Below are 14,589 nucleotides of genomic sequence, written 5' to 3' on the forward strand. Positions count from 1 at the left end.
AATGAGTTACACGGTTACATATCTATAGCACTGAATGGTAAAACAAAATTCTCGTCTGCGACTAAAATTACCCTCGCTATCATCATTAACTTTATTTATTACCGTCATTCAGTTCTGAATGTCTGTTTACCCCTATTTCAACCGGATGCCTCGCATCCGGTTTTTTTTACCCTTCTTTACACATCTTTAATTATTCTATGCTACCGGCGAAAAAAATAACGGTTATTAATCAAACAGCTTGCGAATAAACTCAAGGCTGTTTATATAATTTCTTGTTATTTAGTGCTATTTCCGTTAGTCAATCCGTAAATAATTGTACAAAATCACTCGGGCCGTACATCTTTGCTCGCCGCGCGGGTTTGGGATAAATCTCAAGGCAAAAAAGTCGTTGTATAGTATTCAGATGTATGGATTTTGGACGTTAACCTTTATACTGTTCATAGCATCTGCGCTGCCCCCGGTTAACTTGGTGCAACAGTCCGTTTACACATACTGATGAGTCGTACTCTCACACGATGACCCCGAAAAAATTTTCCCTGATACCCGGCAACATTACCCGCTTCTTTATTCTCATGGTCATCGTCCTGCTGGCGACGATGGGGGTCATGATCCAAAGCGCCGTTAACACCTGGCTAAAAGATAAAAGCTACCAGGTTGTCGATGTCAGCTACGACTTACATAAACGCATTGATACCTGGCGCTACGCCACCTGGCAAATCTATGACAACATTGCCGCGACCTCGTCCAGTTCAGCCGCAGAAACAGGGTTACAAGAGACGCGTTTAAAGCAGGACGTTTACTACCTTGAGAAACCCCGGCGCAAAACTGAAGCGCTGATTTTTGGCTCCCATGACAGCTCAACGCTGGAAATGACGCAAAAAATCTCCAACTATCTCGATATCCTGTGGGGCGCCGAGACTATTCCCTGGTCGATGTATTACCTTAACGGCCTGGATAACAGCCTGATTCTGGTTTCAACGCTGCCGTTAAAAGATCTCTCCTCCAGCTTCAAAGAGTCGACCATCAGCAGCGTCGTTGAATCACGACGGGCAGAAATGCTGCTGCAGGCCAACACGTTAGATGAACGCGAGACGTTTTCGTCGCTGCGCCACCTCGCCTGGCAAAACGGCTACTACTTTACGTTACGCACCACCTTTAACCAGCCCGGCCACCTGGCGACCGTTGTGGCCTTCGATCTGCCCATTAACGATCTCATCCCTCCCAGTATGTCGCTGGAGAGTTTCCGCCTGGAGCCCGATCCGTCGCAGAACGTCAGCGCCAATCCGGATAAAGAAACCGCCGACATCGTCAGCATTAACTTTAACGGCCCGCAGATTGAAATTATCACCACGATTAATACCACCGGTATGCGCCTGGTCTGGATGGTGCCCTTTAGCGAGCTGATTCTGGAGTCCTTGCAGAGTATTTTACTGCCGCTGCTGCTGAACATTGGCCTGCTGGCGCTGGCGCTGTTCGGATTTACCACCTTCCGTCACTACAGCGGCCGCAAAAGCATCGTGGGGACGGCCGTTTCCTCGGCCGCCAATAGTGAATTACGCGCCCAGCGCGCCATTCACGAAGAGATAGTTTCTCTGCTGCCGCTGGGGCTGCTGGTGCACGATCAGGAAGCTAACCGGACGGTGATCAGCAATCCGATTGCCGATCATCTGCTGCCGCATCTGAATCTGCAAAACATCATCAACATGGCCGATCAGCACCAGGGCGTGATTCAGGCGACGGTGAACAATGAACTGTATGAAATCCGTCAGTTCCGCAGCCAGGTGTCGCCGCGCACGCAAATCTTTATTATTCGCGATCAGGACCGCGAGGTGCTGGTGAATAAGAAACTCAAGCAGGCCCAGCGCCTGTATGAGAAAAACCAGCAGGGCCGTACGGCGTTTATGCAGCATATCGGCACGGCGCTGAAACAGCCGGCGCAAACGCTGGCGGAAGAAGCTGCTGTGCTCGGCATGGCCGAAAGCCGCAGGCTGGCCCAGCATGCCGATGAACTGGTACAGCTGGTTGATGAAATAGAGCTGGCAAACCTGCTGGAGAGCGATAGCTGGAAGAGCGTTCAGGACCTGTTCTCAATTCAGGAATTGATCGATGAAGTGGTACCTGAAGTCCTGCCCATCATCAAACGTAAAGGTCTGCAGCTGCTGATTAACAACTCGCTACCGGCCAATGAGCAGCGCTACGGCGATCGCGACGCCCTGCGCCGCACCCTTTTACTGCTGATTCAGTACTCGGTGACCACCACGCCTATTGGCAAAATAACCCTGGAAGTCAGTAAAGATGAATCCGCGGACGATCGTCTGACCTTCCGTATTCTGGATACCGGCAACGGGGTTTCGGCGAACGAAATCGACAATATGCACTTTCCATTCCTCAACGATACGCAGGCAGACCTTTACGGCAAAGCCAACGCCCTCACCTTCTGGCTCTGCGATCGCCTGACGCGCAAGCTCGGCGGACAGCTCAATATCAAAGCGCGCGAATCGCTGGGTACCCGCTACTCCCTGCATCTAAAAATGGCCGCCAGCGCGGAGGAGAGTGATTCGGGTGAACATCTGCTGGATGAAGTGGTGATCATGCTTGATGTGACCGCCAATGAAGTCCGCCGTATCGTGACCCGTCAGCTGGAGAGCTGGGGAGCTACCTGCATCACTCCGGATGACAGAATCACAAGTCAACAATATGATCTCTTTTTAACGGATAATCCGTCTAATCTTACTGCTTCGGGCTTGCTTTTAAGCGATGATGAAGCCCGGGTTCATAAGATTGGTCCTGGTCAGCTCCGCGTAAACTTTAATATCAGCGCTGCGCTGCAGGAAGCTATCCTGCAATTGATTGAGCAGCAGCTTGCTGAGGAAGAGGAGCAGCCATCCTCTCCCGGGAATGAAAGTAACGCCGAACTGCATGCCAGCGGCTATTACACGCTGTTTGCTGACACGGTACCAGATGATGTTAAGAGGCTGTATAATGAACTGGCGACGGGCGATTTCGCCGCGCTGGCGCAAACCGCCCACCGCCTCAAAGGGGCATTTGCTATGCTAAATCTGGTACCCGGCAAGCAGTTATGTGAAACGCTTGAGCATCTGATTCGTGAAAAAGATGCGCAAGGCATAGAAAAATATATCAGCGACATTGACGTTTACGTCAAGAGCTTGCTGTAGCAAGGTAGCCTAATACATGAACAATATGAACGTAATTATTGCCGATGACCATCCGATCGTACTGTTCGGTATTCGTAAGTCACTTGAACAAATTGAGTGGGTGAACGTTGTTGGCGAGTTTGAAGACTCCACCGCATTAATTAACAATCTGCCTAAACTGGACGCACACGTCCTGATTACCGATTTATCGATGCCCGGTGATAAATACGGCGATGGCATTACGCTTATTAAATACATCAAGCGTCATTTCCCGGACCTGTCAATCATTGTACTGACAATGAACAACAACCCGGCGATCCTGAGCGCGGTTCTCGATCTGGACATCGAAGGGATCGTCCTGAAACAGGGTGCGCCGACCGATCTGCCTAAGGCGCTCGCCGCGCTGCAAAAAGGCAAAAAATTCACCCCGGAAAGCGTTTCGCGCCTGCTGGAAAAAATCAGCGCCGGCGGTTACGGCGACAAACGTTTGTCGCCCAAAGAGAGTGAAGTACTGCGTCTGTTCGCCGAAGGCTTCCTGGTCACCGAGATAGCCAAAAAGCTCAACCGCAGTATCAAAACCATCAGTAGCCAGAAAAAATCGGCGATGATGAAGCTCGGCGTGGAAAACGATATCGCCCTGCTCAACTACCTCTCTTCCGTTTCCCTGAGCTCAACGGACAAAGACTAACGTCTCTCTTCCCGGATAGCGCGGCGCTATCCGGGAAACATCTTTTATTCCCTGCCCTTACGTACCCGCGCGGCGTAGACCGTCAGCGTCTGCTTGATAATATCCAGAGTGACCGGTTTTGAAAGGCAGCTGTCCATACCGGACTCCAGGCAGCGCTGCTTCTCCTCCGCCAGCGCGTTGGCGGTCACCCCAATAACCGGCAGCGTAAGCCCTAGCTGGCGAATGCGCTGGGTCAGGCGATAACCATCCATATTCGGCATGTTGACGTCGCTGAGCACGATATCAATATGCTGCTTGCTCAGGACATTCAGCGCATCGACCCCGTCATTTGCCGTCACGCACTGATAGCCCAGCGATCCCAGCTGATCGGCCAGCAGACGTCGGTTAATCGGATGATCGTCCACCACCAGAATCATCATGTCATCATTGCTGGCGGTTTGCGCATCCGCCGCGGATAGCGCAGGGCCGTTTTCCGTACTGGCCATGGCAATATGGAAGATGCGGGCCAGCAGCGGCAGCAGCTCGTGCGGCGTGGCCACGCTATGCAGCCACTCGCCGGGCGCCCGCTCCTGCGGAATACCGATATGCCGACGAGAGAAGATCACCATCGCGCAGCCGTCCCAGGCGTTACGCGTCTCGCTATCGGTCAACAGAATATCCTCCGCGCCCGGCGCTTGCCCGGCAAAATGACGGACCGGAATACCGTGGTATTTCAGCAACTGCTCGACGAACAGCGCCAGCGAGCTGTTATCAATCGCCAGCCAGCAGCATTTTTCCGCCAGGCCATCAATATTCGGCGACGGCGTATTTTGTACGCCATAAAGCGGGATACGAATAGTGAAGCGGCTGCCCATACCAGGCTCGGTTTCAACGGCAATATCGCCATCCATCATGCTGATAAGCTTTTCACAAATCGCCAGACCGAGTCCGGTCCCCTGGAAATTGCGCTGCACGCCGGTCCCCACCTGGAAGAACGGGTCAAACAGGCGTACGACCTCTTTCGCCGGGATCCCTTCCCCGGTATCGCGTACGCTGATGCGCAGATAATCCTCCGCCCGCTCTACGTGCAGGATAATGCAGCCGGTATCGGTAAACTTAATCGCGTTACTCAGCAGGTTTGAAATAACCTGCTGCAGGCGCATCGGATCGCCGGACATCAGCTGCGGTACGTCAGGTTCAATAAAGCAGTACAGCCCGAGATGTTTCCGCACCACCAGCGGCAGATAGTTGGCGGAAATATGGTTCATGACCTCGCGCGGCGAAAACTCCCGCGGCTCAATTTTGAGCTGTTCGGACTCAATTTTCGAGAAATCGAGGATGTCGCTAATAATTTTCAGCAGCAGGCTGGAAGAGTTGTTCATCGCCGTCACCAGACGATCGACGCCCTTCGGTAGCTCTTTGGTCTGCAATAAATCGAGGTTACCGATAATCCCGTACAGCGGCGTTCGCAGTTCGTGGCTGACGGTGGCAAGGAACATCGATTTCGACTGGCTGGCCTGCTCGGCGGCCTGGGCCATCTCCTGCAGCGACTCTTCCATTTTGACGCGCGCAGAGACATCCACCAGCACGCAAATCGCCACGTTCTCGTTACGGTAGCGCGAGTGGACAAAGCTGATTTGCAGATTGGTATTGTTGCTGGTCAGCACATCGACGAAGTTCACCTGCTGGCCGCAGATAATTTGCGTCAGCCGCTGCCGATCCTCATGGGTTAGCATATTGAGATAGTTATGCGCCAGCTCGTTACTCAGGATATTGGTGCCGTCGATCGTACGTAAAATACAGATCCCCACCGGCGCGGAGGCAACGATTTTTCGGTTGAACTGCTCGTGCTCTTCGAGGCGCTGGGCGTCGTTTTCAGCCGGAATAAAAATCCGCCGTTCATACATGCGGGCAAGCGCAAAAAGGAGCCCGCCGGTAAGCAGATTGAGCACCACGGCGTTCAGTATCAGCATCCGGATGCGTTCCAGTACCTGATCCACCGGCACCGAATAGACAATGCTCAACGATGACGGCGGCAGGCTTTTTTTCATCGCCAGCTCGCGAAAACCGGCGGTATAGCCGAACCACAGACGCTCCTGCATCCACTTCGCATCCGGTTTAATATTGCTATCCGACCCGGCAAGCGAGATCAGCGTCTGTCCGCTATCGTCGAGAATCGTCACGTTCATCGGCAAACTGCCTGGGGTAAAGAAGCTTTCCATGCGGATGGTTTGCTCTACGCCAAGCATGGCCTGCAGGCGATTCGCCACATAGATTGGGGTCAGCGCATAGAAATAGCCAACGCCCGGACGCACGCCCTGGCTTATCCAGAACAGATTGTTACCGCGCTCGTTTTGCGGCGCGTCGCGATACTGCTCAATGCGCTGATGCAGCACTTTTAACGCCTGGTCCCGCTCCAGCGGAATATCGCGCAGGCCGAAGTTGGCCATACACAGATTGTCGCTACCAATCATAAAAATACGATTGAGGTCGTAGGCCGTTGAGAAATTGTCGCGCCAGTAGCGCATAAACCACGCCAGTGACTGCAGCGAGTTACGCCAGGTCGTACTCATCAGCGCGCAGTCGGAATCCGGGTAGAGCGGTTCAAAATCAGGGATCGTAATATCACCGCGCTGCACCGGCGTATCGCCGCCTTCGCTACCGTCCATCGGCCGGTTGCCGGCAACGTATTTCAGCTCTTTGATCACATCGGCCGTACGCTGTATGTAGCGCTGCGCCTGATCGGCATTGAGGTTAAATTCCTGGCGAATTTCCGATTCGCGATCGTGCAACGCATTGACGATGTAAAACACCGAAACAAAAGCGACCAGCACCCACAGCAGTATCGCCAGCGCTCTGAACAGATAGCGTGAAACCTTTAACGTGTTATGGAAAGAAGCTAGATATTTCAATGTGGCGATGCTCGGCCGTCAGGGGCTCAACAGAATGGCGTTAAGGTAACGATAAAACAACGGTCCCGCAACGGGAAAACAAAAAGGGCCGGGGAGAGCCCCGACCCTTTCAGACAATTACCGCAGAGAATTACTCTTCGTCTTCGGCGATGTCATCGTCAGTATCCGCTTCCGGCGCGATATCTTCGTCGCCTTCCGCCGCGCTGCCGTCGATGGCATCCAGCTCTTCGTCATCAACCGGCTCAGCCACGCGCTGCAGGCCGACCACGTTTTCATCTTCCGCAGTACGAATCAGGATCACGCCCTGAGTGTTACGACCGACAATGCTCACTTCAGATACGCGGGTTCGTACCAGCGTGCCCGCGTCGGTGATCATCATAATCTGGTCGCAGTCATCAACCTGCACCGCGCCCACAACGGAACCGTTGCGTTCGGTCACTTTGATTGAGATAACGCCCTGGGTCGCACGCGACTTAGTAGGATACTCTTCAGCTGCGGTACGTTTACCGTAGCCATTCTGCGTAACGGTCAGGATCGCACCTTCACCGCGCGGAACGATCAGAGAAACCACTTTGTCCTCGCCGGCCAGCTTGATGCCGCGCACGCCTGTGGCGGTACGGCCCATCGCGCGGACGGCGTCCTCTTTAAAGCGCACCACTTTACCGGCGGCGGAGAACAGCATGACTTCGTCCTGACCGGAGGTCAGATCGACGCCAATCAGCTCGTCGCCTTCGTTGAGGTTAACCGCGATAATACCGGCGGAACGCGGACGGCTGAATTCAGTCAGCGCCGTTTTCTTCACGGTACCGCTGGCGGTCGCCATAAAGACGTTCACGCCCTCTTCGTATTCGCGGACCGGCAGGATCGCGGTAATACGCTCGTTGGCTTCCAGCGGCAGCAGGTTGACGATCGGACGGCCGCGCGCGCCGCGGCTGGCTTCCGGCAGCTGATAAACCTTCATCCAGTAGAGACGACCGCGGCTGGAGAAGCAGAGGATCGTATCGTGGGTGTTGGCCACCAGCAGGCGGTCGATGAAGTCTTCTTCTTTGATACGCGCCGCAGATTTACCTTTACCGCCACGACGCTGGGCTTCGTAGTCGGTCAGCGGCTGATACTTCACGTAGCCCTGATGCGAAAGGGTCACGACAACATCTTCCTGGTTGATCAGGTCTTCAATGTTGATATCCGCGCTGTTCGCGGTGATCTCGGTACGACGCGCGTCGCCGAACTGTTCACGGACCAGCTCCAGCTCTTCGCGGATAACTTCCATCAGGCGATCGGCGCTGCCCAGAATGTGCAGCAGTTCCGCGATCTGTTCCAGCAGCTCTTTGTATTCATCGAGCAGTTTTTCATGCTCAAGGCCGGTCAGCTTCTGCAAACGCAGATCCAGAATCGCCTGCGCCTGCTGTTCAGTCAGGTAGTACTGGCCGTCGCGTACGCCGAACTCGGGCTCCAGCCATTCCGGACGGGCGGCGTCATCGCCGGCGCGTTCCAGCATCGCGGAAACGTTGCCCAGATCCCATGAACGGGCGATTAAGGCAGCCTTCGCTTCCGCCGGGGTCGGCGCGCGGCGAATCAGTTCGATAATCGGATCGATGTTGGCCAGGGCAATCGCCAGCGCTTCGAGGATGTGCGCGCGATCGCGGGCTTTACGCAGTTCAAAAATCGTACGACGGGTCACCACTTCGCGGCGATGGCGCACGAACGCGGCAATAATTTCTTTCAGGTTCATGATCTTCGGCTGACCATGGTGCAGAGCAACCATGTTAATACCGAAGGAGACCTGGAGCTGGGTCTGCGAATAGAGGTTGTTCAGCACCACCTCACCCACCGCATCGCGCTTCACTTCAATCACGATGCGCATACCGTCTTTATCGGACTCGTCGCGCAGCGCGCTGATGCCTTCGACGCGTTTGTCTTTGACCAGCTCGGCGATTTTCTCAATCAGGCGCGCTTTGTTCACCTGATACGGAATTTCATGCACGATGATGGTTTCGCGGCCGGTTTTCGCGTCAGCTTCCACTTCCGCGCGCGCGCGAATGTACACTTTACCGCGACCGGTACGATAGGCCTCTTCAATGCCGCGGCGACCGTTGATGATCGCGGCGGTCGGGAAGTCCGGACCTGGGATGTGTTCCATCAGCCCTTCAATGCTGATGTCTTCATTTTCAACGTAGGCCAGACAGCCGTTGATCACTTCGGTGAGGTTGTGCGGCGGAATATTGGTCGCCATACCTACCGCGATACCTGACGAACCGTTGACTAACAGGTTCGGGATTTTGGTCGGCATAACGTCAGGGATCTTTTCCGTGCCGTCATAGTTATCGACGAAATCCACCGTCTCTTTTTCGAGGTCGGCCATCAGCTCATGGGCGATCTTCGACATACGGATTTCCGTATAACGCATCGCTGCGGCGGAGTCGCCGTCGACCGAACCAAAGTTACCCTGGCCATCTACCAGCATATAGCGCAGGGAGAATGGCTGCGCCATACGTACAATGGTGTCATACACGGCAGTATCACCATGAGGGTGGTATTTACCGATTACGTCACCAACGACACGGGCAGATTTTTTATAGGCTTTGTTCCAGTCATTGCCCAATACGTTCATGGCGTATAGTACGCGACGGTGTACCGGCTTCAGGCCATCTCGGACATCCGGCAGCGCACGGCCAACAATGACCGACATCGCATAATCCAGATAGGAGCTCTTCAGCTCTTCCTCAATGTTGACCGGTGTAATTTCTCTCGCAAGGTCGCTCATCTAACCGCTATCCCTCTACTGTATCCCGGATTCAAAGGTCGCAAATTATAACACAGCCGCGGTGATACGGGTAAACCTATACCCAATGATTTTCGCGCGGCGAAAGGCGACAGGGATAGACGGTTTATTCATCCCTGAGGCCTGATATACTCGCGGGTCTGAACTGAACAGGAGTAAAAGCGCCCATGAATGCCGAAAAACCGTCGGTGGCCCACAATGTTGATCATAATGAAATCGCTAAATTTGAAGCCGTCGCCTCGCGCTGGTGGGATTTAGAGGGCGAATTCAAGCCGTTACATCGCATCAATCCTCTACGCCTCGGCTATATCGCGGAGCGCTCCGGCGGCCTGTTTGGCAAAAAAGTACTTGATGTCGGCTGCGGCGGCGGCATCCTGGCGGAAAGCATGGCCCGGGAAGGCGCAGCGGTGACCGGTCTGGATATGGGCTTCGAACCGCTACAGGTGGCGAAACTGCACGCCCTGGAGAGCGGCATTCAGGTCGAATATGTCCAGGAAACCGTTGAAGAGCACGCGGCGAAGCACGCCGGAGAGTACGACGTCGTTACCTGCATGGAGATGCTGGAGCACGTCCCGGATCCGCAGTCGGTCGTCCACGCGTGCGCGCGGCTGGTCAAACCTGGCGGTCAGGTGTTCTTCTCAACCATTAACCGCAACGGTAAAGCGTGGCTGATGGCGGTCGTCGGCGCCGAATACATCATGAAAATGGTGCCGAAGGGAACCCACGACGTGAAGAAATTCATCAAGCCCGCGGAGCTGATCGGCTGGGTAGATGAGACAATTCTGAAAGAGCAGCATATTACCGGTCTTCATTACAATCCGTTGACCAATACCTTCAAGCTGGCGCCAGGGGTGGATGTTAACTATATGTTGCATACAACGGCGAAAAAAGCATAACGTCAGCTGTATTTCCTATGATGATTGCGCGGCATCAAGCCGCGTGATTTTTTCTTCCGATGAAGAAATCAGCACTCGATCAAATTTTCATTTTTTTTTCTGATTTATTGACATCTTCTCCAGGCCTTATGTGGCGTGGACTTGGCGATTATTACCCTTCCGCAACCTCAATTTAACGTCAAAATCAACTCTTGTACTCAAAAGAATCCTTACTAGAATACTCACCATATAGCGTTTCTTTTATCGACCACCCCCTACATATAGTATTTATCCACAGAGTTAGTCACAACGGCGTTCTGTGGATAAGTGGGGGATATTTTCTTTCACGGACAGGTATAATCCACATGAATCAGAGTCTGCTGGTGACAAAGCGTGACGGTAGCACCGAGCGCATCAATCTCGATAAAATCCACCGCGTGCTGGATTGGGCGGCAGAAGGGCTGAATAACGTATCCATCTCCCAGGTAGAACTGCGTTCCCACATTCAGTTCTATGACGGCATCAAAACCGCCGACATTCACGAAACCATTATCAAAGCCGCCGCGGACCTTATCTCCCGCGAGGCGCCGGATTACCAGTATCTCGCCGCCCGTCTGGCGATTTTCCACCTGCGTAAAAAAGCCTACGGCCAGTTTGAGCCGCCAGCGCTGTTCGACCACGTGTCGAAAATGGTGAAAAACGGCAAATACGATACTCATCTGCTGGAAGACTACACGGAAGAAGAGTTCAAGCAGATGGACTCGTTCATCGAGCACGAGCGCGATATGACCTTCTCCTACGCTGCGGTTAAGCAGCTCGAAGGCAAATATCTGGTGCAGAACCGCGTCACCGGTGAGATCTATGAAAGCGCCCAGTTCCTGTACATTCTGGTTGCCGCCTGCCTGTTCTCCAACTACCCGCGCGAGACGCGTCTGAACTACATCAAGCGTTTCTATGACGCGGTGTCGACGTTCAAAATCTCGCTGCCGACGCCGATTATGTCCGGCGTGCGTACCCCGACCCGTCAGTTCAGCTCCTGCGTACTGATCGAGTGCGGCGACAGCCTGGATTCTATTAACGCCACCTCCAGCGCCATTGTGAAATACGTCTCTCAGCGCGCCGGTATCGGCATCAACGCCGGCCGCATCCGCGCGCTGGGTAGCCCGATTCGCGGCGGTGAAGCTTTCCATACCGGCTGTATCCCGTTCTATAAGCACTTCCAGACGGCGGTGAAATCCTGCTCCCAGGGCGGCGTCCGCGGCGGTGCGGCGACCCTCTTCTACCCGATGTGGCATCTGGAAGTCGAAAGCCTGCTGGTGCTGAAAAACAACCGCGGTACCGACGCCAACCGCGTTCGTCACATGGACTACGGCGTACAGATCAACAAGCTGATGTACACCCGTCTGCTGAAAGGCGGCGATATCACCCTGTTCAGCCCGTCCGACGTCCCGGGCCTGTACGATGCGTTCTTCGCCGACCAGGACGAGTTCGAGCGCCTGTACACCCAATACGAGCAGGACGACAGCATCCGCAAGCAGCGCATTAAAGCGGTAGAACTGTTCTCGCTGATGATGCAGGAACGCGCCTCCACCGGCCGTATCTACATCCAGAACGTGGACCACTGCAACACCCACAGCCCGTTTAACCCGGTTGTCGCGCCGGTGCGCCAGTCCAACCTGTGCCTGGAAATCGCCCTGCCAACCAAGCCGCTGGAAGATGTGAACGACGAAAACGGTGAAATTGCGCTGTGTACCCTGTCCGCTTTCAACCTCGGCGTTATCGATAGCCTTGATGAGCTGGAAGAGCTGGCGGTGCTGGCCGTTCGCGCGCTGGATGCCCTGCTGGATTACCAGGACTACCCGATCCCGGCGGCCAAACGCGGCGCGATGGGCCGTCGTACGCTGGGTATTGGGGTGATTAACTTTGCCTACTATCTGGCGAAACACGGTAAACGCTACTCTGACGGCAGCGCTAACAACCTGACGCATAAAACGTTCGAAGCGATTCAGTACTACCTGCTGAAAGCCTCTAACGAGCTGGCTATCGAGCAAGGCGCGTGCCCGTGGTTTAACGAAACCACCTATGCGAAAGGCATTCTGCCGATCGATACCTACAAAAAAGACCTGGACGCTATCGTCAGCGAATCCCTGCATTACGACTGGGAGCAGCTTCGCGAGTCGATCAAAACGCACGGTCTGCGTAACTCCACGCTCTCCGCGCTGATGCCGTCCGAGACCTCTTCGCAGATCTCCAACGCCACCAACGGCATTGAGCCGCCGCGCGGTCACGTCAGCATCAAAGCGTCGAAAGACGGTATCCTGCGCCAGGTGGTGCCGGATTACGAAAAACTGCAGAACGGCTACGAGCTGCTGTGGGAAATGCCGAACAACGACGGTTACTTGCAGCTGGTCGGTATTATGCAGAAGTTTATCGACCAGTCGATTTCTGCTAACACCAACTACGATCCGACGCGCTTCCCGTCTGGCAAAGTGCCGATGCAGCAGTTGCTGAAAGACTTGCTCAATGCCTATAAGTTCGGCGTCAAAACGCTGTACTATCACAACACGCGCGATGGCGCGGAAGATGCCCAGGATGACCTGGCGCCGTCCATCCAGGACGACGGCTGCGAAAGCGGCGCATGTAAGATTTGATAATATTGCCCGGCGGCGCGTTGCCTGCCGGGCCTACGGTCTAATGTAGGTCGGGTTAGCGAAGCGCCGCCCGGCGTATAATTCCAGGACAGGATCCCCACTCATGGCATACACCACCTTTTCACAGACGAAAAATGACCAGCTCAAAGAGCCGATGTTCTTCGGTCAGCCGGTGAACGTCGCCCGCTACGATCAGCAAAAATATGACATCTTCGAAAAGCTGATTGAAAAGCAGCTCTCCTTCTTCTGGCGTCCGGAAGAAGTTGACGTTTCCCGCGACCGTATCGACTATCAGGCGCTGCCGGAACACGAAAAACACATTTTTATCAGCAACCTGAAATATCAGACGCTGCTGGACTCCATCCAGGGCCGCAGCCCGAACGTCGCCCTGCTGCCGCTGATTTCAATTCCGGAGCTGGAAACCTGGGTGGAAACCTGGGCGTTCTCGGAGACCATCCATTCGCGCTCCTACACCCATATCATCCGCAATATCGTTAACGATCCGGCGATGGTATTTGACGATATCGTCACCAACGAGCAGATTCAGAAACGCGCGGAAGGCATTTCCAGCTATTACGATGAATTGATTGAGCTGACCAGCTACTGGCATCTGCTGGGCGAAGGCACCCACAGCGTGAACGGTAAAACCATTACCGTGAACCTGCGCGAGCTGAAAAAGAAACTCTACCTGTGCCTGATGAGCGTGAATGCGCTGGAAGCCATCCGTTTTTACGTCAGCTTCGCCTGCTCTTTCGCCTTTGCCGAGCGCAAGCTGATGGAAGGTAACGCCAAGATTATCCGCCTGATCGCTCGCGACGAAGCGCTGCACCTGACCGGCACTCAGCACATGCTGAATCTGCTGCGTTCCGGCGTCGACGATCCGGAGATGGCTTCAATCGCCGAAGAGTGCAAACAGGCGTGCTACGACCTGTTCGTGCAGGCGGCGCAGCAGGAAAAAGAGTGGGCGGATTATCTGTTCCGCGACGGTTCGATGATCGGCCTGAACAAAGATATTCTCTGCCAGTACGTTGAGTACATTACCAACATCCGCATGCAGGCGGTAGGTCTCGATCTGCCGTTCCAGACCCGCTCCAACCCGATCCCGTGGATCAACACCTGGCTGGTGTCCGATAACGTGCAGGTCGCGCCGCAGGAAGTGGAAGTCAGCTCTTATCTGGTCGGGCAGATCGATTCCGAAGTCGACGCTGACGATCTGAGCAACTTCCAGCTCTGATGAAACGCATTTTCTTGAAGATTTCTGACACTCGCCTTGAGTGTCAGGATGAACATCCCTCCCTGCTGGCGGCCCTGGAATCGCACAATATCGACGTGGAGTATCAGTGCCGCGAAGGATACTGCGGATCGTGTCGTCTGCGTCTGGTTTCCGGTCAGGTTGACTGGCTCACCGAGCCGCTGGCGTTTGTCCAGCCGGGAGAGATTTTGCCCTGCTGCTGCCGGGCAAAAGGCGATATCGAAATCGAAATGTAAGCCAGCCTGAAACGCATTCCCATTCTTTATAGGGTTCGTTTTTTACGAACCCTGGGTTC

At 54.4% G+C, this 14,589-nt stretch carries 8 protein-coding genes; 6 read left to right on the top strand and 2 right to left on the bottom strand.

The annotated features are described in order from the left end of the window. Positions 1 to 515: 515 nt before the first annotated feature. Positions 516 to 3,176 carry a phosphotransferase RcsD gene (rcsD, locus tag FQK12_RS25855; protein ID WP_014230215.1) on the top strand — a complete coding sequence of 887 codons (2,661 nt, stop codon included), beginning with the start codon at positions 516 to 518 and terminating at the stop codon, positions 3,174 to 3,176. Between the two features lie 16 nt (positions 3,177 to 3,192). After that, positions 3,193 to 3,843, top strand: a complete 651-nt coding sequence (gene rcsB / locus FQK12_RS25860; RefSeq protein WP_004103995.1) for a response regulator transcription factor RcsB — start codon at positions 3,193 to 3,195, stop codon at positions 3,841 to 3,843. Between the two features lie 44 nt (positions 3,844 to 3,887). On the opposite strand, the gene rcsC is transcribed toward rcsB, so the two are convergent. Together rcsC and gyrA are read right to left on the bottom strand one after the other, a co-directional pair. Then, the gene (gene rcsC, locus FQK12_RS25865) at positions 3,888 to 6,734 is read right to left on the bottom strand and encodes a two-component system sensor histidine kinase RcsC (protein WP_014230216.1); all 2,847 of its coding nucleotides are present in this window, start codon (positions 6,732 to 6,734) and stop codon (positions 3,888 to 3,890) included. A 130-nt stretch (positions 6,735 to 6,864) separates the two neighbouring features. Further along, positions 6,865 to 9,498 (bottom strand): DNA topoisomerase (ATP-hydrolyzing) subunit A, encoded by a 2,634-nt coding sequence (gene gyrA, locus FQK12_RS25870; RefSeq protein WP_004852752.1) that lies wholly within the window; start codon positions 9,496 to 9,498, stop codon positions 6,865 to 6,867. A 185-nt stretch (positions 9,499 to 9,683) separates the two neighbouring features. On the opposite strand from gyrA, the gene ubiG reads away from it, so the two are divergent. From ubiG to yfaE, 4 genes are all read left to right on the top strand, one after another. Continuing rightward, positions 9,684 to 10,412, top strand: a complete 729-nt coding sequence (ubiG, locus tag FQK12_RS25875; RefSeq protein WP_014230217.1) for a bifunctional 2-polyprenyl-6-hydroxyphenol methylase/3-demethylubiquinol 3-O-methyltransferase UbiG — start codon at positions 9,684 to 9,686, stop codon at positions 10,410 to 10,412. A gap of 344 nt (positions 10,413 to 10,756) precedes the next feature. Beyond that, positions 10,757 to 13,042, top strand: coding sequence for a class 1a ribonucleoside-diphosphate reductase subunit alpha (nrdA, locus tag FQK12_RS25880; protein ID WP_014230218.1), 2,286 nt, complete (start codon positions 10,757 to 10,759; stop codon positions 13,040 to 13,042). A gap of 103 nt (positions 13,043 to 13,145) precedes the next feature. After that, positions 13,146 to 14,276: a class Ia ribonucleoside-diphosphate reductase subunit beta gene (gene nrdB, locus FQK12_RS25885; RefSeq protein WP_004852757.1), complete on the top strand. Its 1,131-nt coding sequence runs from the start codon at positions 13,146 to 13,148 to the stop codon at positions 14,274 to 14,276. Further along, on the top strand, positions 14,276 to 14,530 hold the full coding sequence (gene yfaE, locus FQK12_RS25890; protein WP_004104002.1) for a class I ribonucleotide reductase maintenance protein YfaE: 255 nt from the start codon (positions 14,276 to 14,278) through the stop codon (positions 14,528 to 14,530). Before nrdB ends, yfaE begins: the two co-directional genes overlap by 1 nt. Positions 14,531 to 14,589 lie beyond the last annotated feature (59 nt).

This window comes from Klebsiella sp. ME-303 (assembly GCF_007910085.1).
Taxonomy (GTDB): Bacteria; Pseudomonadota; Gammaproteobacteria; order Enterobacterales; family Enterobacteriaceae; genus Klebsiella; species Klebsiella michiganensis.

Bases quoted from the DNA above. Each gene is read 5' to 3' on its own strand.
- rcsD (WP_014230215.1), top strand. From the start codon at position 516: ATGACCCCGAAAAAATTTTCCCTGATACCCGGCAACATTACCCGCTTC.
- rcsB (WP_004103995.1), top strand. From the start codon at position 3,193: ATGAACAATATGAACGTAATTATTGCCGATGACCATCCGATCGTACTG.
- gyrA (WP_004852752.1), bottom strand. From the start codon at position 9,498: ATGAGCGACCTTGCGAGAGAAATTACACCGGTCAACATTGAGGAAGAG.
- ubiG (WP_014230217.1), top strand. From the start codon at position 9,684: ATGAATGCCGAAAAACCGTCGGTGGCCCACAATGTTGATCATAATGAA.
- nrdA (WP_014230218.1), top strand. From the start codon at position 10,757: ATGAATCAGAGTCTGCTGGTGACAAAGCGTGACGGTAGCACCGAGCGC.
- nrdB (WP_004852757.1), top strand. From the start codon at position 13,146: ATGGCATACACCACCTTTTCACAGACGAAAAATGACCAGCTCAAAGAG.
- yfaE (WP_004104002.1), top strand. From the start codon at position 14,276: ATGAAACGCATTTTCTTGAAGATTTCTGACACTCGCCTTGAGTGTCAG.